Origin of the sequence: Nocardioides alpinus (genome assembly GCF_900112035.1) — a bacterium.
Lineage (GTDB): Bacteria > Actinomycetota > Actinomycetes > Propionibacteriales > Nocardioidaceae > Nocardioides > Nocardioides alpinus.
Map to the genome: position 1 here is coordinate 458,042 of NZ_FOKC01000002.1, position 23,977 is coordinate 482,018.

The 23,977-nt window shown below is 70.7% G+C and carries 24 protein-coding genes and 2 tRNA genes; 7 read left to right on the plus strand and 19 right to left on the minus strand.

Going from position 1 to position 23,977, the window contains the following annotated elements; genetic code table 11:
• Window positions 1-60: 60 nt before the first annotated feature.
• The 6 genes from tig to BM127_RS07455 all read right to left on the minus strand — a co-directional run bounded on the left by tig (window position 61) and on the right by BM127_RS07455 (window position 4,362).
• On the minus strand, window positions 61-1,452 hold the full coding sequence (gene tig / locus BM127_RS07430; protein ID WP_091196607.1) for a trigger factor: 1,392 nt from the start codon (window positions 1,450-1,452) through the stop codon (window positions 61-63).
• A gap of 152 nt (window positions 1,453-1,604) precedes the next feature.
• Window positions 1,605-1,680 (minus strand) — tRNA-Pro (locus BM127_RS07435).
• A gap of 36 nt (window positions 1,681-1,716) precedes the next feature.
• Window positions 1,717-1,790, minus strand: a tRNA-Gly gene (locus BM127_RS07440).
• Window positions 1,791-1,884: 94 nt separating this feature from the next.
• A complete protein-coding gene (locus BM127_RS07445; RefSeq protein WP_231263310.1) occupies window positions 1,885-2,967 on the minus strand; it encodes a PP2C family protein-serine/threonine phosphatase in 1,083 nt (360 codons plus the stop codon).
• Window positions 2,964-3,863: an Fpg/Nei family DNA glycosylase gene (locus BM127_RS07450; RefSeq protein ID WP_091196612.1), complete on the minus strand. Its 900-nt coding sequence runs from the start codon at window positions 3,861-3,863 to the stop codon at window positions 2,964-2,966. Before BM127_RS07450 ends, BM127_RS07445 begins: the two co-directional genes overlap by 4 nt.
• Complete coding sequence (locus BM127_RS07455; RefSeq protein ID WP_091196615.1) at window positions 3,856-4,362, minus strand: ribose-5-phosphate isomerase; 507 nt, start codon at window positions 4,360-4,362, stop codon at window positions 3,856-3,858. Before BM127_RS07455 ends, BM127_RS07450 begins: the two co-directional genes overlap by 8 nt.
• Window positions 4,363-4,528: 166 nt before the next feature.
• Between BM127_RS07455 and BM127_RS07460 the strand changes: the two genes are divergently transcribed.
• Window positions 4,529-5,875, plus strand: coding sequence for an HNH endonuclease (locus BM127_RS07460; protein ID WP_157829521.1), 1,347 nt, complete (start codon window positions 4,529-4,531; stop codon window positions 5,873-5,875).
• Between the two features lie 194 nt (window positions 5,876-6,069).
• Here BM127_RS07460 and BM127_RS07465 read toward each other — a convergent pair whose 3' ends face one another.
• The 6 genes from BM127_RS07465 to BM127_RS07490 are packed head-to-tail and all read right to left on the minus strand — an operon-like array spanning window position 6,070 to window position 11,108.
• Window positions 6,070-6,942 carry an alpha/beta hydrolase gene (locus BM127_RS07465; RefSeq protein ID WP_091196622.1) on the minus strand — a complete coding sequence of 291 codons (873 nt, stop codon included), beginning with the start codon at window positions 6,940-6,942 and terminating at the stop codon, window positions 6,070-6,072.
• Window positions 6,939-7,589, minus strand: a complete 651-nt coding sequence (locus BM127_RS07470; protein WP_091196624.1) for an NADPH-dependent F420 reductase — start codon at window positions 7,587-7,589, stop codon at window positions 6,939-6,941. The genes BM127_RS07465 and BM127_RS07470 overlap by 4 nt, the downstream gene beginning before the upstream one ends.
• Before the next feature lies 1 nt (window position 7,590).
• On the minus strand, window positions 7,591-8,172 hold the full coding sequence (locus BM127_RS07475) for an LURP-one-related family protein (RefSeq protein WP_231263311.1): 582 nt from the start codon (window positions 8,170-8,172) through the stop codon (window positions 7,591-7,593).
• Between the two features lie 10 nt (window positions 8,173-8,182).
• Window positions 8,183-8,659, minus strand: a complete 477-nt coding sequence (locus BM127_RS07480) for a GNAT family N-acetyltransferase (RefSeq protein ID WP_157829522.1) — start codon at window positions 8,657-8,659, stop codon at window positions 8,183-8,185.
• On the minus strand, window positions 8,652-10,454 hold the full coding sequence (metG, locus tag BM127_RS07485; RefSeq protein WP_091196629.1) for a methionine--tRNA ligase: 1,803 nt from the start codon (window positions 10,452-10,454) through the stop codon (window positions 8,652-8,654). Before metG ends, BM127_RS07480 begins: the two co-directional genes overlap by 8 nt.
• A gap of 54 nt (window positions 10,455-10,508) precedes the next feature.
• A complete protein-coding gene (locus BM127_RS07490; RefSeq protein WP_091196631.1) occupies window positions 10,509-11,108 on the minus strand; it encodes a mycothiol-dependent nitroreductase Rv2466c family protein in 600 nt (199 codons plus the stop codon).
• A 61-nt stretch (window positions 11,109-11,169) separates the two neighbouring features.
• Between BM127_RS07490 and pepN the strand changes: the two genes are divergently transcribed.
• The gene (gene pepN / locus BM127_RS07495) at window positions 11,170-13,722 is read left to right on the plus strand and encodes an aminopeptidase N (RefSeq protein ID WP_091196634.1); all 2,553 of its coding nucleotides are present in this window, start codon (window positions 11,170-11,172) and stop codon (window positions 13,720-13,722) included.
• 252 nt (window positions 13,723-13,974) lie between these two features.
• Here the strand turns inward: pepN and BM127_RS22175 are convergent, their stop codons facing one another.
• Together BM127_RS22175 and BM127_RS22180 are read right to left on the minus strand one after the other, a co-directional pair.
• Window positions 13,975-14,358, minus strand: a complete 384-nt coding sequence (locus BM127_RS22175; protein ID WP_157829523.1) for a DUF5130 family protein — start codon at window positions 14,356-14,358, stop codon at window positions 13,975-13,977.
• Complete coding sequence (locus tag BM127_RS22180; RefSeq protein ID WP_157829524.1) at window positions 14,345-14,746, minus strand: hypothetical protein; 402 nt, start codon at window positions 14,744-14,746, stop codon at window positions 14,345-14,347. Before BM127_RS22180 ends, BM127_RS22175 begins: the two co-directional genes overlap by 14 nt.
• Before the next feature lie 31 nt (window positions 14,747-14,777).
• Here BM127_RS22180 and BM127_RS07505 point away from each other — a divergent pair, with 31 nt between their 5' ends.
• Window positions 14,778-15,893, plus strand: a complete 1,116-nt coding sequence (locus BM127_RS07505; RefSeq protein WP_231263312.1) for a mechanosensitive ion channel family protein — start codon at window positions 14,778-14,780, stop codon at window positions 15,891-15,893.
• Window positions 15,890-16,267 carry a globin gene (locus tag BM127_RS07510; protein ID WP_091196638.1) on the plus strand — a complete coding sequence of 126 codons (378 nt, stop codon included), beginning with the start codon at window positions 15,890-15,892 and terminating at the stop codon, window positions 16,265-16,267. The genes BM127_RS07505 and BM127_RS07510 overlap by 4 nt, the downstream gene beginning before the upstream one ends.
• 15 nt (window positions 16,268-16,282) lie before the next feature.
• Here BM127_RS07510 and BM127_RS07515 read toward each other — a convergent pair whose 3' ends face one another.
• Window positions 16,283-17,128, minus strand: coding sequence for an acyl-CoA thioesterase (locus BM127_RS07515; protein ID WP_091196639.1), 846 nt, complete (start codon window positions 17,126-17,128; stop codon window positions 16,283-16,285).
• Between the two features lie 69 nt (window positions 17,129-17,197).
• A complete protein-coding gene (locus BM127_RS07520; protein ID WP_091196641.1) occupies window positions 17,198-17,380 on the minus strand; it encodes a hypothetical protein in 183 nt (60 codons plus the stop codon).
• 132 nt (window positions 17,381-17,512) lie between these two features.
• Here BM127_RS07520 and BM127_RS22185 point away from each other — a divergent pair, with 132 nt between their 5' ends.
• The 3 genes from BM127_RS22185 to BM127_RS07535 are packed head-to-tail and all read left to right on the plus strand — an operon-like array spanning window position 17,513 to window position 19,898.
• Window positions 17,513-18,103: a TetR/AcrR family transcriptional regulator gene (locus BM127_RS22185; RefSeq protein WP_157829525.1), complete on the plus strand. Its 591-nt coding sequence runs from the start codon at window positions 17,513-17,515 to the stop codon at window positions 18,101-18,103.
• Window positions 18,104-18,156: 53 nt separating this feature from the next.
• The gene (locus tag BM127_RS07530) at window positions 18,157-19,371 is read left to right on the plus strand and encodes an acetyl-CoA C-acetyltransferase (RefSeq protein ID WP_091196642.1); all 1,215 of its coding nucleotides are present in this window, start codon (window positions 18,157-18,159) and stop codon (window positions 19,369-19,371) included.
• Window positions 19,372-19,406: 35 nt separating this feature from the next.
• The gene (locus BM127_RS07535; RefSeq protein ID WP_175507344.1) at window positions 19,407-19,898 is read left to right on the plus strand and encodes a MarR family winged helix-turn-helix transcriptional regulator; all 492 of its coding nucleotides are present in this window, start codon (window positions 19,407-19,409) and stop codon (window positions 19,896-19,898) included.
• A gap of 6 nt (window positions 19,899-19,904) precedes the next feature.
• Here BM127_RS07535 and ettA read toward each other — a convergent pair whose 3' ends face one another.
• From ettA to BM127_RS07550, 3 genes are all read right to left on the minus strand, one after another.
• Window positions 19,905-21,587 (minus strand): energy-dependent translational throttle protein EttA, encoded by a 1,683-nt coding sequence (ettA, locus tag BM127_RS07540; RefSeq protein WP_091196644.1) that lies wholly within the window; start codon window positions 21,585-21,587, stop codon window positions 19,905-19,907.
• Between the two features lie 122 nt (window positions 21,588-21,709).
• Complete coding sequence (locus BM127_RS07545; RefSeq protein WP_157829526.1) at window positions 21,710-22,135, minus strand: single-stranded DNA-binding protein; 426 nt, start codon at window positions 22,133-22,135, stop codon at window positions 21,710-21,712.
• A 173-nt stretch (window positions 22,136-22,308) separates the two neighbouring features.
• Window positions 22,309-23,964 carry a YfjP family GTPase gene (locus BM127_RS07550; RefSeq protein WP_091196647.1) on the minus strand — a complete coding sequence of 552 codons (1,656 nt, stop codon included), beginning with the start codon at window positions 23,962-23,964 and terminating at the stop codon, window positions 22,309-22,311.
• Window positions 23,965-23,977: the final 13 nt, after the last annotated feature.

Consider the following 23,977-nt stretch of genomic DNA (forward strand, 5'->3'; position numbering starts at 1 on the left):
GCAACGCCGACCGGCGCCCACCCCCGAGGGGATGGACGCCGGTCACGGTGGGGGTGAGGCTCAGGCCTCGTCCTCCGGGGTGGTCTCCGCGTCGGCCTCGGCCGCAGCCTCGTCGACGGGCTCGCCGATGGTGCCGTCGGGACGCAGGTTCTTGAGCTCGACCACGTTGCCCGAGGCGTCCGTGACGGTCGCGGACTCCACGATCGTCGCGAGCGCCTTGCCGCGCAGGATCTCCTGCACGAGCTCGGGGATGTGGTTGTGCTCGAACATGTGGTTGGCGAACTCCTGCGGGTCCTGGCCGGACTGCTGGGCGCGCCGCACGAGGTGCTCGGAGAGCTCGGCCTGCTCGATGCCGAACTCCTCCTTCTTGGCGACCTTGTCGAGGATGAACTGGGCGGCGACGGCGTCGCGGACCCGGCGCTCGAGGTCTGCCTCGAACTCCTCCTGGGTCTGGCCCTCGTCCTCGAGGTACTTCTCCATGGTGATGCCGGCCATCGCGAGCTGCTGCTCGACGTTCTGGCGACGGGCGTTGAGCTCGTCGGTCACCATGACCTCGGGCAGCGGGATGTCGACCTTCTCGAGCAGGGCCTCGAGCACGGCGTCGCGAGCGGCAGCGGCCTGCTCGAGGCGCTTGCCACGACCGAGGCGCTCGCGCACGTCGGCGGTGAGCTCGTCGGCGGTGTCGAACTCGGAGGCGAGCTGGGCGAACTCGTCGTCGTACTCGGGGAGCTGCTGCTCCTGGACGGCGGTCACCGTCACGGTCACCTGGACCTGCTCGCCGACGAGGTCGCCGCCGACCAGCTCGGAGTCGAAGGTGGCGTCGTCGCCGGCGCTGAGACCGACGAGGGCCTCGTCGAGGCCGTCGATCATGCCGCCGCGGCCGACCTTGTAGGACATGCCGCTGACCTCACCGCCCTCGACGGCCTCGCCGTCGGTGGCCGCGACCAGGTCGATGGTGACGAAGTCGCCGTCGGCGGCCGCGCGCTCGACGGGGGCGAGGGTGCCGAAGCGCTCACGCAGTGCCTCGACCTGCTCGTCGACGTCGGTGTCGCTGATCTCGATGTCCTCGACCGAGGCCTCGAGGCCGTCGTAGGCCGGGAGCTCGAAGTCGGGCTTGACGTCGACCTCGGCGGTGAACTCGAGGGACTCGTTGTCCTCGAACTTCGTCACCTCGATCTCGGGCTGGGCCAGCGGCTCGAGGTCGTGCTCCTGGAGCGCGGCCATGTACTGCTGGGGCACGACGGCGTTGATCGCCTCGTCGAGGACCGGCCCGCGGCCGACCTGACGGTCGATGACCGCCGGCGGAACCTTGCCGCGGCGGAAGCCCGGGACGTTGATCTGCTGCGCGATCTTCTGGTAGGCCGCGTCGAGGCTCGGCTTGAGCTCCTCGAAGGGCACCTCGACGGTCAGCTTGGCCCGGGTCGGGCTCAAGGTCTCGACGGCGCTCTTCACAAATGTCTCCTGATGCTGAAGGTCATGGGTCGTCCCACGGGGGAACGTGGGGGTGTCGGTGCGGCGCGCAGGCAGGAGCCCGGCGACTGCAAACCTCGTCAGTCTATCGACGCGTCGCGCTGAGGCCGAATCACGCCCGCGCTCGGACTCCGTGGTCGGGGCGACAGGACTCGAACCTGCGGTCTCCTGCTCCCAAAGCAGGCGCGCTAGCCACTACGCTACGCCCCGCCAAACGGGCCCCCGGACGAGCAGAGGAGGCCTGCTTGGAGCGGATGACGGGAATCGAACCCGCGTAGCCAGTTTGGAAGACTGGGGCTCTACCATTGAGCTACATCCGCGCGCTCCGGCGACGTGCTCGACGCCGATGCGGGTGTCATGGTGCCACACCCGTGAGCGTGCACCGCAACCCGGCTCGTACGACGTCCGGCCGCGTCAGCGCCGGTGGACGAGCATCAGCGCGCGGTCGTCGTTGCGCGATCCGATGGACTCGATGATCCGGGTCGCGCCGCCCTCGAAGTCGCCGCGCAGCAGCCGCTCGGCCTGACCGAGCATCTTGTCGATGCCCGATCCGATGTCGCGGGTGCGGGTCTCGACCATCCCGTCGGTGTAGAGCAGGAGGGCGTCGCCGCTGCGCATCTCACCGGACGTCGCGGCGTAGGTCGTCCCCTCGATCAGGCCGAGGATCGGCCCCTCGGTCTCGATCACCTCCCACCGTCCCGACCCCGCGTGCCGCAGGGCGGCCGGCGGGTGCCCGGCCGTGCGCAGCTCGAAGCGACCGGTCGTCAGGTCGAGGGACAGGTGGATGGCGGTCGCGAACCCCTCCTCCCAGTCTTGGCGCAGGAGGTAGGTGTTGGCGGCGGCGAGGAAGTCGGCCGGGGGCAGCGCGCTGATCAGGCCGCCGATCGCGCCGGAGAGCAGGAGGGCACGGGTGCCGGCGCCCTGGCCCTTCCCGGAGACGTCGACGACGGCGACCTCGAGGAGCTCGCCGACGCGTGAGGCGACGATGAAGTCGCCCGCGAACGGGGTGCCACCCGCCGACCGCAGCTCTGCCGCGACGTACCACTCGTCGGGCAGTGCGGGGATCCCGCCGTGGCGCAGGATCCGGTCGCGCAGGTCGATGAACATCTGCTCGCCCTGGATGCCGGCGACGCCGAGGCGTGAGCGGCGGAAGGACGAGAGGAGGACCACGAAGCCGAGGCCGAAGATGATGACCACTGTCAACGCGATCCGGATCGAGATGTCGTCCTGCGTCGGCACGACCAGCGCGAGCACCAGCAGCACGAACACCACGAACCACGGCAGCTGCCGGGGCCCGAGCATCAGGCTCGACACCACCAGCGGAACCAGCAACGTCACCAGCGGAGCGTCGACCGGGAACTGCCAGATGGCGACGCCGATGGCCACGGTGGCGACGACCAGCACGATGAGGGATCGCGACCCTCGTGGCACGACCCGGTTGAGCAGGTCGCGGGCGCGTTCGCCGAGGGTCGGTCGGCGCTCGCGGGCAGAACTCACGGTCGAGCTCCTCGCGACGGGCCAGTGTCCTTGTCCGTGAACTGTACGGCTCGCGAGCGGAACGCGGGCTGACATCGCGGACACCAGAAGATGTTGCGTCCGACCAGCTCACCGGTGCGCACGGCTGCACCGCAGACCAGGCACGGCATCGACGTGCGGCGGTAGACGTACACCTCTCCGCCGTGGTCGTCCTTGCGCGGCGCGCGCCCCATGGCCTCCGGGGTGTGCTCTGGCCGGACCGTGTCGATCCGCCCGGAGTGCACGCCCTCGCCCATCAGCTCGACGAGGTCGGCCCACATTGCGCGCCACTGCCCGACGCGGAGGGTGTTGCCGGGCCGCAGCGGGTGGATGCGGTGGCGGAAGAGCACCTCGGCGCGGTAGACGTTGCCGACGCCCGCCAGCACCTTCTGGTCCATCAGCAGGTCGCCGATCGTCCGGTGGCTCCGCGAGATCCGGTGCCAGGCGACGTCCGGGTCGGCATCGGCGCGGAGCGGGTCGGGACCGAGCCGGCCGATGACCTCTGCGCGCCGTTCGGGGCCGATGAGGTCGCACAGGATGGCGCCCCGGAGGTCGGCGTACGACGTTCCGCGCGGGTCGCGAGCCTCCGCGGTGACCAGCCGCAGCCGCACCGCCCCCACGGGGTCGGGCACCTCGGCGACGCCGGCGTGCACGTCGAAGGTGCCGATCAGGCCGAGGTGGACGTGCACGAACCGCTCGCCGTCGAGCTCGACGAAGAGGTGCTTGCCGGCCGAGTCGGCCCCGAGCAGCCGGGCTCCGTCGAGCTGTTCGGCGTCGGCCTCGAACCGTCCCTGCGGCGAGGAGACCCGCACCGAACGCCCGGCGAACGCTGCATTCAGGTCGTCTGCCAGCCGGCGGAGGGTGTGGCCCTCAGGCATCCGGTGCGCGCAGGGCCGACTCGGGGAGGTCGGGCAGCTCGCGCGTCTCGTCGTAGACCGACAGCTGTCCGATGCGGCGCGCGTGACGCTCCTCCCCCGGGAACGGGGTGGCGAGGAAGACCTCGACGAAGCGGGTCATGTCGTCCAGCGTGTGCATCCGCCCGCCGACCGAGACGACGTTGGCGTCGTTGTGCTCGCGCGCCAGGACAGCCGTCTCCTCGGACCAGACCAGGGCACAGCGGATGCCCGTGACCTTGTTGGCGGCCATCTGCTCGCCGTTGCCGGAGCCGCCGATCACGACGCCGAGGCTGTCCAGGCCTTCCGCACGGTCGCCGGCCACGCCCTCGCCCGCGCGCAGGCAGAAGACCGGGTAGTCGTCGAGGGCGTCGTAGACGAAGGGACCGTGGTCGACGACCTCGTAGTCGTGGTCGAGCAGCCACGCGGTGAGGTGCTCCTTGAGATCGAGGCCAGCATGGTCGGAGCCCAGGTGAACGCGCATGGGGAAAGTTTGGCAGAGGGCGCCGACACACGCGCCCACGAGGTGGATGTGCCGCACCCGCGCAGGAGTCGCGCAGGAGTCGCGCAGCGACTGTCGCGATACCCGCTGTCGGTGGTCGCTGCCATCATGGAACACACGTTCGAACTCGGGAGCCGGAGGAGGGCAGATGGAGCAGCAGCAGGAAGAGACCGCGTGGCAGGCCGGCGACCTCCACGCGCTGGCTGACCTCCTCGCCTCCCTGGCCCCTGCTGGCCTGCCGAGTGAGCACCTCGACCAGCTCGAAGCGCTCGAGCGGATCAAGAGTGCGTGCGCGGCCGCTCAGGTCGTCGTGACCTCGAGGTTCGCGGACGCCGCCGAGGCCGAGGACGCGCCTGCTGCTAGGTCGGGTCGGCGTACGCCTCCGCGGGCGATGTCGGTCGGCGCCGAGGTCGCGTTGGCGATCCTGGCCAGCCCGCACGCCGGGGAGCAGCGGGTGCTGTTGTCGCGTCGCTTGCGTGACGACCTCCCCCTGACGCTGGCCGCGCTCGCGCGCGGTGAGCTCACCGAGGCCCGCGCGTTCACCCTCGCCCGGGAGGTCGCCCACCTCACCCCCGAGCAACGCCACCGGGTCGACGCCGACCTCGCACCCCGACTCCCCGGACTCGGCGACCTCACGCTCCGCCGGGCCGTACGCCGTTTGTGCCTCACCCTCGCCGCCGACGCCGAGACCCGCCGTTACCGCCGGGCCCGCGCCGACCGGCACGTCACCTCCCGCGCCCTCGACGACGGCACCGGACGCCTCACCGCGATCCTGCCCCTCGAAGTCCTCGCCGCCGTCCGGACCGCCCTCGACACCGCGGCCGCGACCGCCCGCGCCGACGGCGATACCCGCACCGGCGGGCAGGTCCGGGCCGACACCCTCGCTGCCCGGATCACCGGACTCGACCCCGCCACCGACCCGCCCACCATGAAGGTGAACCTCGTTATCGGCGTCGAGTCGTTGTTCGGGGACGGCACCGAACCCGGCCTGATCAACGGCGTCGGGTTCCTCCCCGCCGCGCTGTGCACCGACCTCGTCCGCAGGGCGTCCGCCGCAGCGAAGGCCACCCTGCGCCGGTTGTTCGCCACACCGGAGGACCGGGCACTGGTCGCGATGGAGTCCACCAGCCGACGCTTCGACGGCCTCCTCGCCGAGCTCCTCACCCTCCGCGACGCCGGCACCTGCCGAACACCCGGCTGCAACGCCACGATCAGGCACCTCGACCACGTCCGACGCGCCGCCGACGGCGGCCCCACCACCGCGGCCAACGGCCAAGGACTCTGCGAACGCTGCAACCACGTCAAGGAGACCCCCGGCTGGACCACCTGGGTCGCCGACCCCGGCGACACCACACGACACGAGGTCCACGGCGTCACCGAACACCTCCGCATCACCCGATCCACCTCCCCACCCCTGCCCGGCGGACCCACCGGCGGCTGGCACTACTCACCCGCTGAGCTCCACCTCGCCAGCAACTACACCCTCGCCACCTAGCGTCCCGACGGCGTCGCGTCGCTGAGCGTGTCCAGGTCGAGCGAGGTAGCCCTCGTGATCGAGGCCCATACCGAACCGCAGGTCGCCCAGCTGGCAGACCGCCCGCACGTCGCCTCGCTCGCCGAGTGCTCGCAGTCGGCCCACGGCCCAGTCGCGGTCACCCTCCAGGTCACCGAGCAGCCCCACGATCATGCTCAGCCCAGGTGTTGGTCGAGCCAGCCCGCGACCGTGCGCACCAGCGGCTCCGCGGCAGTGAACTGCGCGTGCCGCCAGAAGCCGTGGACCTGACCCAGGCAGCGGATGCCGACGGTCTCGACACCGGTCTCCGCGACGAGCCGGGCCAGCTCCTCCCCCTCGTCGCGCAGCGGGTCGTGCTCGGCGGTGGCGACGAAGGTGGGAGGCAGGGTGTGGAGCCGGTCGGAGAGCAGCGGCGCCAGGTCGGGGTCGTCGAAGTCGGCCGCGGTGCGGGCGTACTGCCTCCAGTACCAGGAGGCTTCCGCGGGGTCGAAGCCCGATGCGGCTCCCTCCGTCCACGACGGGAAGCTGTTGCGCGGGTCGAGGAAGGGATAGACGAGCGCGACCGCGCGGAAGAAGCCCGGGTTGCGCAGCGCCGCGACCAGGGCGAGGTTGGCGCCGGCAGAGTCTCCGTGGGCGGCGTACGGCCCGGGTGGGCCGACGCGCCGCAGCCAGCCCACGACAGTGTCGAGGTCGTCCGGCGCCGCGGGGAACGGGTGCTCGGGCGGTCGGCGGTAGCCCACGCTCAGCACCGGACGGCGTAGGCGGTTGGCGAAACGTCGACAGACGGCGTCGTGCACGTCGATGTCGTTGAGCACGAAGCCGCCACCGTGGGCGTGCACGACCAGTCCGTCGAGCGGCTCGGCAGGCGTGTAGAGCCGGCACCGGACGCCGTCCGCGTCGACGTCCTCGACCGAGGCGACGTCCTCGCGCGGCTCACGCAGGTTGGCCAGGCGCACCTGCTCGCGGTGGGCGGCGACGTCGAAGCCGGGAGCGCTCAGGTCGGGACCCGCGTCGGCTGCGAGGGCGGCCCGGACCTCGGGATAGATCACGGCCCCCGCACCACCTTGAGGTTGAACTCGGCGGTGCCGAGGGAGCCCATCAGCCGCAGCCAGAGCGGCATCCACATCTCGACACCCCTCGAGGTCTCGATGCCACCCAGGTCGATGACGTCGCGGTGGCCGAGCTCCGCGAGCAGCGCGGTCACCCGCTGCTTCGCAGGGACGTCGTCCCCACTCACGAAGACGCTCGTCACGTCGGGCAGCCGCTCCGGGTGGACCATCAGCTCCGCGGTGAGGGTGTTGAGCGTCTTGACCACGAAGGAGTCCGGGAACGCCCTCTGGATCTGCTCGCCGAGCGAGTCGGTGTCCTTGACGCTGAGCGTCGGCGGGAAGCCCTCGGAGAAGTCGAGCGGGTTGGAGATGTCGACGAGCACGCGGCCGGACAGGTCGCCGGCCGCGGCAAGGAGCTCCAGCGCGGTCGCGCCGTTGCCGGCGTGCACGACCAGGTCGGCGCCGGCCGTGGCCTCGGCGAAGGTGACCAGCTCGACGCCGGGGACGTCCACCCAGCCGTCGCGCGAGCGGGTGGCAGCCGGGTCGCGCGTGCCGAGGCGTACGTCGTGGCCGAGCTCGACCAGGCGCGCCGCGATGGTGCGACCGACGGTGCCGGTGCCCAGCACTGCGTGGTGCGCGGTGGCCATCTCAGCGCGCCATCAGGGCGTCGAGGGCGACCGCGACCGCCGCGGCGACCCGGAAGTCGACCCGCTGGTCGGGGACGGTCACGCGGTAGCGGTCGCCGATCGACATCTTGCGCTCGACCGAGAAGAGCGGTCGGCCCTCGGTGTCGAGGAAGTCGAAGTGGATCGGCAGGAAGGCGAGATCGGTGAAGCGGCGCAGCAGGCCGTAGAACTGGCTGCGCTCCTGGCCGCTGCCGGCATAGCCGGGCCCCTCGACGTGGAACGTCGAGCGCAGCAGGGAGGCTCCGAAGTCCTTGCGGAAGAAGCCGATCTGCGCGCCGCCCTCGTCGGTGACGTCGTAGCCGGCGTTGAGGTCGAGCCTGCGGCGTGCCTTGAAGCCGAACACCGGCCGCGACCTGCTCGCGTCGGAGAAGAAGGTGACCTGCTCCTTCAACGCCATCCGCTTCTGCTCGGCCAGCGCCATCAGGCGCGTGGGGTTGCCGGCCTCGTCGGACTCCGAGACCTCGTAGCGGTTCACCATCATCGTGAGCTTCTGCTTCACCACGAAGTGCGGCAGATACATCTCGGCAGCGTTGTCGGCAGGCATGAGGCCCACCCTAGAGCGCCTTCTCGAACCACCAGCCGGCGTCCGGGTTGCCGTTGTAGTCCTCGATCTCGACATAGCCCGTACGCCGGTAGAGCCCGACCGCCGGCGCCATGTCGCGCCCGGTGTCGAGCCGCGCCACCCTGGCACCGAGGTCGACCGCGGCCGCCTCCAGCTCGCTCAGCAGTCGCCTGGCCAGCCCGGCTCCGCGCACCGACGGGTCGACGTACATGCGCTTGACCTCGGCCACCTCCGGTGACAGCAGGCGTACGCCGCCGCAGCAGACCGCTTCCTCGCCTCCGCCCGTGTCGGTGCGCCACCCCACGAGCCAGGCGCCCTGCGGCGCGGCCAGCTGCTCGGGGGTCACTCCCCCGGCCCAGCCGTGGTTGAGCGTCACACCGAGGGACACGAGCTCGGCCTCGTAGGCAGCGAGCAGCCGAACCGACTCCGGGGAGTCGGACCGGGCGACCCGCAGCTCGACGTCAGCCACTGACGCGGGCGAGCTCTTCGTCGATGATCGACGGGTCGAGCTTGGTGAAGACCGGAGTCGGCTTCTCGACCTTCGCACCGACCGTCACCGGACGCGACTCCCAGCGCGGCGTGGCCGAGTAGTCACCGGTGATGACCGGGTAGGACACCAGGCCGGCACCGTTGTCGGGGTCGAGCTCGTCGACCTGCTCGATGCGTGGCATCGGCACGAACTCACCCTCGCCGCCCAGCACCAGGTGCACCTGGTTGGCGGCGTGCGGCAGGAAGGGCGCCAGGAGCGTGTTGCAGTCGCTGACGCACTGGACGGCCACGTGCAGCACCGTCGCGAGGCGGTCGCGCTGCGACTCGTCCTTCATCTTGTAGGGCTCGGTGACCGTGACGTACTTGTTGACCTCGCCGACGATGCGCATCGCCTCGGCGGTCGCGGCGCGCAGCCGGTGGCGGCCGAGCAGGTCGCCGACCGACTCGAAGCCACCGCGCACGGTGGCCAGGACGGCCTTGTCGACCTCCTCGAGCTCACCGCACGGCGGGACCTCGCCGAAGCTCTTGGCGACCATCGTGGCCGTGCGGTTGACCAGGTTGCCCCAGCCCGCGACGAGCTCGGAGTTGTTGCGGGTGACGAAGTCGGCCCAGGTGAAGGCCGCGTCGGAGGTCTCCGGACCGGCGGCGCAGATGAAGTAGCGCAGCGGGTCGGGGCCGTAGCGGGCCAGGAAGTCACCGACGTAGAGGACGTGGCCGCGCGAGGTGGAGAACTGCTGGTCGCCCATCGTGAGGTACTCCGAGGACACGACCTCGGTGGGGAGGTTGAGCACGCCGTACGACCCGGGCTCGCCGCCGCGCGATCCCTGGCCGTTGTAGGCCAGCAGCTCGGCGGGCCAGATCTGGGAGTGGAAGACGATGTTGTCCTTGCCCATGAAGTAGTAGGACAGGGCGTCGGGGTCGTTCCACCACGCGCGCCACGCGTCGTCGTCGCCCGAGCGGCGGGCCCACTCGATCGACGCCGAGAGGTAGCCGATGACCGCGTCGAACCAGACGTACAGGCGCTTGGTGGGCTGGTCCTCCCAGCCCGGCACCGGGATGCCCCAGTCGATGTCGCGCGTCATCGCGCGCGGACGGATCTCCTTGAGGATGTTCTGGCTGAACTTGATCACGTTGGGACGCCAGTGCCCCTCGGCCTCACGCTCGTCGAGCCACACCTTGAGCGCATCGGCCAGGGCCGGGAGGTCGAGCAGGTAGTGCTGGGTGTCGACGAACGTCGGCGTCTCACCGTTGATCTTCGAGCGCGGGTTGATCAGCTCCGTCGCGTCGAGCTGGTTGCCGCAGTTGTCGCACTGGTCGCCCCGGGCGTCGGCGTAGGAGCAGATCGGGCAGGTGCCCTCGATGTAGCGGTCGGGCAGCGTGCGGCCGGTCGACGGGCTGATCGCGGCCAGCGTCGTCTGCTCGACCATGTAGCCGTTGGCGAGGCAGACGCGGAACATCTCCTGCACGACGCCGTAGTGGTTGCCGGTCGTGGTGCGGGTGAAGAGGTCGTAGGACAGGCCGAGGTCGGCGAGGTCGGTGACGATGACCGCGTTGTTCTTGTCGGCCAGGTCCTTGGCGCTGACCCCCTGCTGGTCGGCCGTGACGAGGATCGGCGTGCCGTGCTCGTCGGTGCCGGAGACCATCAGGACGTCGTGGCCCGCCATCCGCATGTAGCGGGAGAACACGTCGGAGGGCACACCGAAACCGGCCACGTGGCCGATGTGGCGAGGACCGTTGGCGTAGGGCCAGGCGACGGCGGACAGGACACGAGTCATGGGGAGGAGCCTAGTGACCGTCCGCCACCCGGTTTCCCCGGGTCGCGCGTCTGGTCAGCTGAAGTCGAGGTCGCCCGTGCGGGAGCGCTTGAGCTCGTAGAAGTAGGGGAACTTCGCGAGGGCCACGGCCCCGTCCCACAACTCACCGGCCTCCTCGCCGCGGGGGATCTTGGACAGGACCGGGCCGAAGAAGGCCGAGCCGTTGATGTGGATCGTGGGGGTGCCCACGTCGTCGCCGACGGCGTCCATGCCCTCGTGGTGGCTCTTCGCCACCGCCTCGTCGAGCGACGCGTCGTCCCACGCCTCGATCAGGTCGGCGGGGAGGCCCACATCGGCGAGCGACGCGGCGACCATTTCACGGTCCAGGTCCTCGCCGTTGTTGTGGCGGCGGGTGCCGATCGCGGTGTACCACTCGCCGAGGGTGGCGTTGTCGTGGTCCTGGGCGATCTTGATCGCCACGCGGACGGGCCGCTCGGTGCCGACCAGCATCTCGCGGTAGCCGTCGGGGATGTCCTTGTCCTTGTTGAGGTAGGCCAGCGACATCACGTGCCACTGCACGTCGATGTCACGGACCTGCTCGACCTCGCGGATCCAGCGCGAGGTGATCCAGGCGAACGGGCAGAGCGGGTCGAACCAGAAGTCAGCAGTAGCCATGACTTCCTCAAGTGCGGCTCCGGCTCTGGTATTCCACCGGCCCGGTGGCAGGATGCGCCCCATGCCTGGAACCAACCTCACCCGCGACGAGGCGGCCACCCGCGCCGCCCTCCTCGACGTCACGGCGTACGCCGTCGACCTGGACCTGACGGGCGCCATCCGGCCCGACCAGGCCACGTTCACCTCCGTCACCACGCTGGAGTTCAGCTGCCACCAGCCCGGGTCGAGCACCTTCGCCGACCTGGTCGCGCCGACGGTCCGCGAGATCACCCTCAACGGACGCAGCCTCGACCCCGCGACGGCGTACGTCGACAGCCGCATCGCGCTGGACGACCTCGAGGCGTCCAACACGCTCGTCGTCACCGCCGACTGCGCCTACTCCAACACCGGTGAGGGACTGCACCGCTTCGTCGACCCCGTCGACGACCGGGTCTACCTCTACAGCCAGTTCGAGGTGCCGGACGCGCGCCGCGTCTTCACCACCTTCGAGCAGCCGGACCTCAAGTCGGTCTTCACCTTCACCGTCACCGCACCGTCCCACTGGGTGGTCGTGTCCAACGCGGCGACCCCGGAGCCGGTCGAGAAGGACGGCGGCGCCTCGGTGTGGAGCTTCCCCACCACCAAGAAGATGTCGACCTACATCACCGCGATCGTCGCCGGTGAGTACCACGGCGAGTTCGACACCTACGAGGGCAAGTTCGGCACCATCCCGCTGGGTCACTACTGCCGGCAGTCCATCAAGGAGCACATGGACACGGCGGCGCTCGTCGAGCTGACCAAGCAGAGCTTCGCGTTCTTCGAGGAGCAGTTCGACTACCCCTACCCCTTCGGGAAGTACGACCAGCTCTACGTCCCCGAGTACAACGCCGGGGCGATGGAGAACGCCGGCTGCGTGACGCTGCGCGACGAGTACCTCCCCCGCAGCCGCCAGGCGCGCTCGTTCTTCGAGTTCCGGGCCTCCGTGATCACCCACGAGATGGCGCACATGTGGTTCGGCGACCTCGTGACCATGAAGTGGTGGGACGACCTCTGGCTCAACGAGTCGTTCGCGGAGTGGGCGTGCTACTGGTGCGAGGCCAACGCCACCGAGTTCGACGACGCCTGGACCGGCTTCGCCAACGCCCGCAAGCAGACCGGCTACCGCGCCGACCAGCTGCCCTCGACGCACCCGATCGCGGCCGACAACGTCGACCTGCACGCGGTCGAGGTCAACTTCGACATGATCACCTACGCCAAGGGCGCCTCGGTGCTCAAGCAGCTCGTCGCGTGGGTCGGGATCGACCCGTTCCTCGAAGGGCTGCGCGCCTACTTCAAGGAGTGGGAGTACGGCAACCCGGAGTTCAAGGACCTGCTCGCGACGCTGGAGAAGGCCTCCGGCCGCGAGCTCGAGGGCTGGGCCCAGGAGTGGCTGCAGACCGCCGGTGTCAACACGCTCGCACCGAGCTTCGAGCTGGCCGAGGACGGCACGTACGCGTCGTTCGACGTGGCGCAGTCGGCGCACCCGGCCTGGCCGACGCTGCGTCGCCACCGCCTCGGCATCGGCCTGTACGACGAGGTCGACGGCAAGCTGGTCCGCCGCGACTACCTCGAGATCGACGTCGAGGGCGCCAGCACCGCCGTGCCCGAGCTGGTCGGCGTGAAGCAGCCGGCGCTGCTGCTGCTCAACGACGAGGACCACGCCTACGCCAAGATCCGCCTCGACGAGCGGTCGCTCGCCACCGCGATCTCCGCGCTCGCCACCTTCGAGGACTCGCTGCCGCGCGCCCTCGTGTGGGGCGCCACGTGGGACATGACCCGCGACGGTGAGATGCGTACCCGCGACTGGACCGACCTCGTCCTGGCCAACATCGGCCACGAGTCGGACGCCTGGGCCGTGACCCGGATCCCGTCGTCGACGGCACTGGCGGTGAACTTCTACTCCGACCCCGCCCACCGCGACGAGCTCAGGGCCACGTGGGAGTCCGGACTGCGCGAGCTGCTGCTGGCCGCCGAGCCGGGGAGCGACCACCAGCTGACCTTCGTCCGGTCCTACGCCGGGGCCGCCCACAGTGCCGGGGCGCTCGACGACCTGATCGGCCTGCTGGACGGGTCGTTCACGGTCGAGGGCCTCGCCGTCGACCAGGACATGCGGTGGACCCTGATCACTGCCCTGGCCCGGGCGGGTCGGTTCGGCGACGCCGAGATCGACGCCGAGCTCGAGGTCGACAAGACCATCTCCGGCAAGGAGCAGGCAGCCGCGGCTCGGGTCGCTCAGCCGACCGCCGAGGCGAAGGAGGCCGGCTGGAACGCGGTCCTCGACCCGGCGACGCCCAACGAGACCTCGCGCGAGATCGCGTTCTCGATCTTCCGCTTCGGCCAGGAGGACGTGCTCGAGCCCTATCTCGAGAAGTTCCTCGACGCCGCGGAGACGCTGATCGACACGATCGGCTTCCACAAGGCGTCAGCCGTGCTGGAGTACGGCTTCCCCAAGCCCCTCGGCTCCGCCGCCACCCTGGCCCGCCTCGACGAGTGGCTCGCCGACAACGACGCGCCCAAGGGTGCGCAGCGCTACGTCGGGGAGGCGCGGGCCGAGGTCGCCCGCGCGCTGGCCGCCCAGGAGCACGACGGGAGCTGATTGAGCTCGCTCCGCTCGCTCGCGCTCGCCACCCCGCGTTCTGGTATCTCGTCTGGGACGCAGCGAGCGTGGCGAGCCCGAGGTCACATCAAGGTGGGGCTCGGCGACCGACGTCGTCTGGACTGACGAGCGACAGCGAGCGCAGCGAGCAAGCCGAGGAGGGAAGACGACGTCTTGCAGGGCGCCGAGCAACGCGCGAGCGGAGCGAGCGCCATCAAGCACCGCACGCGCGAGCGGAGCGAGCGCAGATGGCTATGCGTGCAGGGTGTTCTGCGGACGCGCGTGATCGGCGAGCATCGAGATCCCACGCTGCAAGCCACCCAGCAGGTTGCCGACGGCGAACTCCGACGACATGGCCAGCACGGCCAGCTCGACCTCGGCGTCGGTGAGGTGGATGCGGACGTCGCCGCCCGTGACGACCTCGGTTGCGCGACGGGCCGGGTCGACGAAGATCAGGACGCTGCGCGACGGCGCGACGAGCCGGTTGTGCAGCCGGGTGGCCCAGGCACGGGTGTCGTCGCTCTCGGCCGGGCCTGCGTAGACGGAGAACTCGAAGCGGCAGGACTGCTCGGCGAGGCGGATGGTCCGGTCGAGCGCGAGGCGGTCGGCCTGGCTCAGCGGGTCACCACTGGGCACTGGCTCCGCCTGCCCGCGAGTCGTCGCCGTCGGGGCCGGGAAGCTCGGCGACGCCCTGACGGGGTCCGCCGATCCACTGGCCCTCGGGCAGCTGCTGGTGACCAGTGTGGTCGGGGAGCAGCTTCTCGCCGCGCACCATCGCCGGGAGGTAGACCGCCAGCACGATGAGCACGAACAGCAGGAGCGGGGCGCCGAGGTAGAGCCCAAGGGCGTGAAGGAAGTCGAGACCGGCCTGCTCGGTCTCCCCTCCCCAACCCTCCGGCACGTCGGCGCGGGCCGGTGCGGCCAGGAGCGCCAGCGCCGGTGCGCTGGCCAGCAGGGCGACGCGGCGGGCCCATCGAGCGTGGGCGCGCCGGGAGGAGTCGGAGAGGCTGACGGGCGTGGTCACGAGCAACAGGGTATCGCCCATACTGGCGGGCATGCCTCACCCCCTCACCACCCCGATCTCCACTGTGACCGAGGTCTCCGGGAGCGGGACCGACGCCCTCATGACCTGCTCGAGCGACGAGAACATCTGCACCTGGGTGCTGGAGCAGACCGGTAGCCAGCCCCTCGCCACGGTCTCCGACTGGATCCTCGGCAAACCGAGCGCGCTGGTGGGACTCATTCTCATCGGACTGATCGTCCGGTGGCTCCTCCACCGGGTGATCGACCGCGTCATCAAGCGCGCCGAGGTCGGCATGCTGCCCAACCGGCTCAGCCGGGCGATCAGCGGCGGCCGCGTGGGCGCCGCCCTCAACCTGACCGAGGATCCCGGCTACACCCGTCGCGTGCAGCGCGCCGCCACCATGGGCTCGCTGCTCAAGAGCATCGTCAGCGGCGTCGTCTTCACCGTGATCGCCCTGATGGCCATCTCCGAGCTCGGCTACGACATCGCCCCCCTCATCGCGAGCGCGGGCATCATCGGCGTGGCGCTGGGCTTCGGCTCCCAAGCCCTGGTGAAGGACTTCCTGTCCGGCATCTTCATGATCTTCGAGGACCAGTACGGCGTGGGCGACGAGGTCGACCTCGGCGAGGCCGCCGGCACCGTCGAGGCGGTGAGCCTGCGCGTGACCCGGCTGCGCGACGTCAACGGCACCGTCTGGTACGTCCGCAACGGCGAGATCCTGCGCGTCGGCAACATGAGCCAGAACTGGGCGCGCACCGTGCTCGACGTCAAGGTCGCCTACGGCGAGGACCTGGCGCGCGTGCAGCGGGTGCTGAGCGAGCTCGCCCACGACATCTGGGAGGACGAGGACTTCAAGGGCCGCGTGATCGAGGAGCCATCGGTGTGGGGCGTGCAGGAGCTCGGCCCGGACGCGGTCGTCGTACGCGTGGCGCTGAAGACGGCGCCTCTGGAGCAGTGGGCCGTGGCGCGCGAGATGCGTGCGCGGATCAAGGCCCGCTTCGACCACGAGGGCTTCGAGGTGCCGTTCACCCAGCAGGTGGTGTGGCACAGGGAGGCCGAACGCCCACAGCAGCAGGCCTCCGACGAGGACGCCCAGCCTCCGGCCGACGGCCCCGCCCAGACCGAGGCCGGGAGCGTGACCACGTGAGCACCACGTTCTACGACGAGATCGGCGGCGAGGCGGCGATCCGCACCATCGTCCACCGCTTCTACGAGGGGGTGGCCGGCGACGAGCTGCTGCGCCCGATGTACCCCGAGGAGGACCTCGGCCCGGCCGAGGAGCGGTTCACGCTGTTCCTCGTGCAGTACTGGGGCGGACCGACGACCTACGGCGACACGCGGGGCCACCCGCGCCTGCGGATGCGCCACGCGCCCTTCCAGGTGACGCCGGCCGCAGCCGAGCGGTGGCTGGTGCACTTCCGGGCGGGCCTCGACCATGCCGCCCTCACGCCGGAGCAGGACCAGCGGTTCTGGGACTACGTGACCCATGCCGCCCAGTTCATGGTCAACACGCTGGAGTGAACGGGGCGGGGTGCATCAGCCCGCGACGAAGGCGCGGAACTCGTCGGGCACCGGGGCCGGCCGACCGGTCTCGCTGTCGAGGCAGACCCCGACCACCCGGGCCCGGGCCAGCACCTGGTCGCCGTCGCGGACGACGGACTCGAAGACGACCGACGTGCTCCCGATCCGGGAGACCCAGGTCCTGCAGTCGTAGGGCTCGGGACGGAACAGGATCGGCCGCTTGTAGTCGACGTCGGTCTGCGCCACCACGAGGTGGTAGCCCTCGCCGAGCTCGCGGCCCTGGGTGACCATCAGCTGGATCCGGGCCTCCTGGAAGTACTCGAAGTACTTCACGTTGTTGACGTGGCCGTAGACGTCGACGTCGCTGAAGCGCACGTGCACGTCGTACGCCCCGCCGGGCACGTCGACCACCTCGACCGGCTTCGGTGCGCGGACCGGCTCGTCGGGCTCGAGCAGCCGCGAGAGCGACTCGCGCTCCTCGTCGTGGAGGCGGCGTGGGCGCTCGGTGGCGAAGACGTACGGCGTCAGCAACGTGCGGGCTCGCAGGTAGACCGTGCGCTCCCCCGCCTCGTCCTCGGCGAAGATCTCGTAGGCCATGGTGAAGCTGGCCGCCCGGACCTCCGTGACCCAGCACTCGATGGCGACCGGCTCGAAGCCGAACGTCAGCGAGGACACGTAGGTGACCTCGTGACGGACCACGACCACGCCCTCCGCGAGGTCGTCGGCGCGACTGTCGGGGGCGTGGGTGCGGAACATGTCGACCCGCGCCTCCTGGAGGTAGTCGACGTAGGTGACGTTGTTGACATGCCCCAGGAGGTCGAGGTCGGCCCACCGGAGCGGGCAGCGATAGAGGTGGCGCACGTCCTGATGCTCGCAGACTTCCCGGCCACCGCGCTCGTCACCCGGCGTTGCCTGGACCGGCGAGCGCCATCAACCAGCGAAGTGCAGGCGACCGTAGTAGGCCGGGATGGACTCGTGGCGGGCCTGGCGGTCGCGGCGGGTCACGCGGAGGGTGGAAGGGAGGGCGACCGCGGCCAGGGCGACGGCGGCCAGCGCGGCGATGACGACGACGACGAGGAGGGCGATGGCGGCGGTGGGGTCGAAGATCTGCATGGTCGATTCCTTTCTACAGACGTAGAACTTCTACGTATGTAGAAGACTACTCCGGGAGACCCACGGCGCAAGTCGAGCCGGTAGTGTCCTGCGTCACCGTCAGTGAGCACCGTGCCGAGAAGGGTGGCGAACGTGGGCCCAGCGGGTCAGGAGCTGTCGCCGCGACGGCGCGAGATCCTGGCTGCCGCCACGACCGTGCTGGCCCGGCAGGGCAACCGTGGGCTGACGCACCGGGCCGTGGACCGCGAGGCCGGTCTGCCCGAGGGCAGCTCCTCGGCCTACTACCGCTCCCGCGACGCGCTCCTCGGCGCGCTCGGTGACTTCGTGGCCGAACGGCTGGGGACGGACGTCGCCGCGCTGGGCACGCGGCTCGCCTCGTGCCCGGGCGACCACGAGCGCGCCGTCGCTGAGGTGTCGCGACTGTTCTCGCGCTGGCTCGAGCAGCCCGACCTGCTGGCCGCCCGCCTCGAGCTCACCGTCATCGCCACCCGCGATCCCGGCCTCGCCGAGCGCTTCACCCTCTGGCGCGACGACCTGGTGGAGATGGTCCGTGGCGTGATGAGCGATGCCGGAGAGGACGGTGGCGCGTCCGCCGAGACGCTGATCGCGGCCCTCGACGGCGTGCTCCTCGCGTCGCTGATGCTGCCCACGCGGCGTCGGCACACGTTCGTCAGCGAGAGCGTCGAGCAGCTGCTGACGGGCCTGGGAGCCGACCGGTCGTGACCGCGGACTAGGGTGCGGAGCAGACCGTGACCGACGAGTAACCGGAGTTCTCCATGCCCGAGGCAGTGATCGTTTCCGCAGCGCGCACCCCCATCGGCCGCGCCAGCAAGGGCTCGCTGAAGGACTTCCGTCCCGACGACCTCACGGCCCTCGCCGTGCAGGCCGCCCTCGACAAGGTCCCGGACCTCGACCCCGCCGCGATCGAGGACCTTCTCCTCGGATGTGGCCTTCCGGGCGGCGAGTCGGGCAACAACATGGCCCGCGTGGTCACCACGCTGCTCGGCCTCGAGGTACCCGGCGCCACCGTCACCCGCTACTGCTCCTCGTCGGTGCAGACCTCCCGGATGGCCTTCCACGCCATCAAGGCCGGCGAGGGCGACATCTTCGTCTCCGCCGGCGTCGAGACCGTGTCGCGGTTCGCCAAGGGCACCTCCGACCACCTCCCCGGCACCCGCAACCCCCTCTTCGAGGACGCGCAGGCGCGCACCGACGAGTACGCCAAGGGCGGCACGGACTGGCACGACCCGCGCGAGGACGGCAACCTCCCCGACATCTACATCGCGATGGGCCAGACGGCCGAGAACGTCGCCCGGATGCGCGGGCTCGACCGCAAGGAGCTCGACGAGTTCGCCGTACGCTCGCAGAACCTCGCCGAGAAGGCGATCGCTGACGGCTTCTGGGCCCGCGAGATCACCCCGGTCACCACTCCCGACGGCACCGTCGTCAGCAAGGACGACGGCCCGCGCGCAGGAGTGACGTACGACGCCATCGCCGGCCTCGACCCGGTCTTCCGCCCCGACGGGGTCGTCACCGCCGGCAACTGCTGCGCGCTCAACGACGGCGCCGCAGCCGTCGTGATCATGTCGGACACCAGGGCCGCCGAGCTGGGCCTCACCCCGCTCGCCCGGATCGTGTCCACCGGTGTCTCGGGCCTCTCCCCCGAGATCATGGGCCTCGGCCCCGTCGAGGCGACGAAGAACGCCCTCAAGTACGCCGGCATGTCCATCGGCGACATCGACCTCGTCGAGATCAACGAGGCCTTCGCCGCCCAGGTCGTGCCGTCCTACCAGGACCTCGGCATCGACCTCGACCGCCTCAACGTCAACGGCGGCGCGATCGCCGTGGGCCACCCCTTCGGAATGACCGGGGCGCGCCTGCAGAACACGATGCTCAACAGCCTCGACTGGCACGACAAGTCCACCGGCCTGATCACGATGTGCGTCGGGGGCGGCCAGGGCATGGCGATGATCCTCGAGCGCACCGCCTGAGCCGGATCGCGGCCCGGGCCGACTAGGCTCGGGCCATGACCGTGACGGGCGACCCGCGCTGGCTCGACGACTCCCAGCAGCACTCGTGGCGTGCCCTGATGATGGGCATCACCCTGCTGCTGGAGCGCCTCGACGACGACCTGCGACGCGAGCACCACATGTCGCTCAACGAGTACGAGGTGCTGGTGCGGCTCTCCGAGCGCCCGGGCCGCGCCATGCGGATGGCCCAGCTGGCCGATGCGATGGCGCACTCGCGCAGCCGCGTGACACACACGGTCGCGCGGATGGAGGCGGCGGGCTACGTCACCCGGGGCACCACCCCGGAGGACGGTCGCGGCGTCATCGCGACCATGACCGAGCAGGGCCACGAGCTGCTGGTGAGGGCCGCGCCGTGCCACGTCGAGAGCGTGCGGCGCAACGTCGTCGACCTCGTCGCCGAGGACGACTTCGCCGCCGTGGGACGGGTCTTCGACCGCATCGCCGACCACCTCGTCACCCGGCACCCCGAGAGCGAGATCAGGCAGTAGTCCGGATCAGTCGCGGGTGAGGCGCCGGTGCGTGACCCGGTGGGGCCGCGCGGCGTCGATGCCGAGGCGCTCGATCTTGTTCTCCTCGTAGGACGCGAAGTTGCCCTCGAACCAGAACCACTTGGCCGGGTCCTCGGCGTCGCCCTCCCACGCGAGGATGTGGGTGGCCACGCGGTCGAGGAACCACCGGTCGTGCGAGGTGACCACGGCACAACCCGGGAAGTCGAGCAGCGCGTCCTCGAGCGAGGACAGGGTCTCGACGTCGAGGTCGTTGGTGGGCTCGTCGAGGAGCAGCATGTTGCCACCCATCTTCAGCGTCAGGGCCAGGTTGAGGCGGTTGCGCTCACCACCGGACAGCACGCCGGCCTTCTTCTGCTGGTCGGGGCCCTTGAAGCCGAACGACGCGACGTAGGCGCGGCTGTTCATCTCGAAGTTGGCGACCTTGATGAAGTCCAGGCCGTCGGAGACGACCTCCCAGACGTTCTTGGTGGGGTCGATGCCGCCGCGGCTCTGGTCGACGTACGACAGCTTGACGGTCTGGCCGACCTTGAGCTCGCCGGCGTCCGGCTGCTCCTCCCCCGTGATCATCCGGAACAGGGTGGTCTTGCCGACGCCGTTGGGGCCGATGACGCCGACGATGCCGGCGCGCGGGAGCTTGAAGGAGACGTCGTGCATGAGGGTGCGACCCTCGAATCCCTTGCCGAGGCCGTCGGCCTCCAGCACGATGTCACCGAGTCGCGGACCGGCGGGGATGTTGATCTCGGAGGTGTCGATCTTGCGCATCCGGTCGGCCTCGGCCGCCATCTCCTCGTAGCGCGCGAGGCGGGACCTGCTCTTGGTCTGGCGGGCCTTGGCGTTGGAGCGGACCCACTCCAGCTCCTTCTCAAGCATCTTGGCGCGCTTGACGTCCTTCTGGCCCTCGACCTTGAGGCGGTCGCGCTTGGTCTCGAGGTAGGTGGAGTAGTTGCCCTCGTAGCCGTGGATCTGGCCGCGGTCGACCTCGGCGATCCACTCGGCGACGTTGTCGAGGAAGTAGCGGTCGTGGGTGATCGCCATGACGGCGCCCGGGTAGCTCTTCAGGTGGCCCTCGAGCCACTGGACCGACTCGGCGTCGAGGTGGTTGGTGGGCTCGTCGAGGAGCAGGAGGTCGGGCTGCTGGAGCAGCAGCTTGCACAGCGCGACGCGGCGGCGCTCACCACCGGAGAGCTGGTCGACCAGCACGTCCGGCGGCGGGCAGCGCAGCGCGTCCATGGCCTGGTCCAAGCGGCTGTCGAGGTCCCACGCGTTGGCGTTGTCGAGCTCGGTCTGGAGGTTGCCGGTCTCCTCCATGAGGGCGTCCTGGTCGGCGTCGGGCTCGCCCATCTCCATGTAGGCCTCTTCGAGGCGCTTCATCTTGCCCTTGAGCTCGGAGACGGCCTCCTCGACGTTCTCGAGGACCGTCTTGCCCTCGGTCAGCGGGGGCTCCTGCTGGAGCATCCCGACCGTGGCCTCGGGGTCGCGGATCGCGTCGCCGTTGTTGGCGTGCTCGAGCCCCGCCATGATCTTGAACAGCGTCGACTTGCCGGCGCCGTTGGGTCCGACGACACCGATCTTGGCGCCGTGGAGGAAGGAGAGGGTGACGTTGTCGAGGACGACCTTGTCACCGTGGGCCTTGCGCACATTGCGCAGTGTGAAGACGTACTCAGCCATGCGGGCGAGCCTACGGGGAAGCGCGCCCGGGCCGACAATCGCAGCGCGCCACCCGGCAGCCGGGGGACGTGCGGCGATCCGGCGGCCCGGACGACCGGGTCGTCACACGCACTCGGCGCGGGTCACGCGGCGTGGGACTCGACGACCGGCGCCACGCTCCGGACCTCGGCCGGCTCCTCTGCCGCCCCCTCGACCGGTGCCGCCTTGGTGAAGGTCGTCGTGCCGTGGGAGAGGTCGTGGCCCACGGAGGTGGCCACCACCTCCCAGGACGTCTGCGGCTTTCCCTCGCGCTCCCAGACGTTGGCCACGAGCCGCCCGTGGACCACGACGGGGTCGCCGTTGTGCAGCGAGGCTGCGACGTGGCGAGCCAGCCGGTTCCACACGGTGACGGTGTGCCACGACGTGCGGCCCGTGACCCACTCCCCGTCCCGGAAGCGGGTCGGGGTGCAGGCCATCCGGAACGAGGCGACGTGACGTCCCTCGGCGACCTCGCGCAGCGTGACGTCGCCGCCGATCCAGCCGGACAGGGTGATCTGGGTGTCGTTCATCGGTGTCATCTCCCGGTGTCGGGCGGCGATGGGTCCGCCGCGCTCACCACAAGGCTCGGCAGTTCGACCGACACCAGCGGTCCGTCGCGCGACCGGCTGTGGACAACCCGCGATCGGCACCCGCTGTGGACGACCAGCGGCCCGTCAGGCCCCATCAGGGCTGACGCCGGAGCTCAGCGCAGCGCGGCCGACAAGCCGTCGCGGACCTCGCCGTAGGACACCAGCTCGGCCCGGATCGGCTCGACCACCATCGTGGCCGACACCTCCGAGATCGCGTCGCGCAGCCGCTTGTCCGCCGAGCGCGCCCGCTTCCTCGCGGTCAGCGAGACCAGCCAGCGGCACACCAGGGCCAGGAGCAACCCCAGACCGATCCCGCCCAGCAGCATGAGCGTCGGCAGCGGGAAGGCGCCGACCTCGGGCGTCGGGGGCTCGGGCAGGCGGGCGTAGGACCCGAACGCCAGCAGCGCCAGCCAGCCGGCACCGACCAGGGCGGAGATGATGAGGACGTACTGCAGGACCCGCACCAGTCCGGCCCATGCGGGGATCCTGTCGGCACCGAGGTCGGTGGACGAGACCGCACGGTCGAGGCGGTCGTTGAGGTCGGGCAGGCGCGAGACCGACGCAGCACGCACGGCGTGCGCCCACGACGGTGCCATGCCCTCGCCCACCTGGTCGGCGAGGGCGCGCACCTCGGTGTCGACGCGGGCGCGCTGGACCCCGGTCGCCTTCGGCACCGAGGTACGGGACGCGCCGGTCAGCTCCTTGCCGGACGCGCCGAGGTCGAGGTGGAGCCGCTTGAGCGGGTCGGGCTTGAGCCGGGAGAACCACGCCGTCACGGGCCAGCCGGTGGCCCGGTTGGCGCGCAGGCGCGTGGAGTCGGACACCGCCTGCACGACGGTCGGCACCCCGGCGGCATCGGCGAAGGCGTCGTCCAGCGCGGCGATGCGCTCCTTGGACAGCGTCGGCGCCTTGCCGGTGCCCACGGCGTCCTGCAGCCGCTGGGCCGCGGACCTCACGTCGGCCTCGAGGCGGGAGCGGGTGACCTTCTTCTCCGCGACCCGCTTGGCGATCAGTGCGCGCAGCTCGTCGACGCCCCAGCCCTGGCGGGCGCTGACGGCGAGCACCGGGACTCCGGTGAGGCCGTCGGCCTCGAGCAGGCGGCGTACGTCGTCGATCATGGACGCGCGGCGGGCCTCGGGGACCGTGTCGATGTGGTTGAGGACGACCAGCATCACGTCGCTGTGCCCGGCGAGGGGCTTGAGGAACCGGTCGTGGATGGCGGCGTCGGCGTACTTCTGCGGGTCGAGCACCCACACGAGCATGTCCGCGAGCTGGACCAGCCGGTCGACCTCGAGGTGGTGGGAGACCTCGGTGGAGTCGTGGTCGGGCAGGTCGAGCAGCACGACGCCGCGCATCTCGACGTCCTCGTCGGCCTTGGACAGCATCGAGTCGCGGGTCACCTGGTGGCGGGCCGGGATGCCGAGCCACTCGAGCAGCTCCTCGGCGCCCTCCTTGCCCCAGACGCAGGCAGTGGCCCAGGAGGTGGTGGGACGGCGTACGCCGACCGCGGCGAGCTCGAGCCCGCTCAGCGCGTTGAAGGTGGAGGACTTGCCGGAGCCGGTCGCGCCGGCGAGGGCGACCACCGTGTGGTCGGCCGAGAGCTTGAGCCGCCCGGCCGCACGCTCCGCGACGGCTGTGGCGTGGTCGGCGACGTCGTCGTCGACGCGTCCGCGGGCGGCTGCGGCCGCGCGCTCGAGACCGTCGACGCGGGCGCCGATGTCAGAGCTCCGGGTGACCAGCTTCTTGGCCCCTTCGAGCAACGACGTCATGACTCCCTCACGG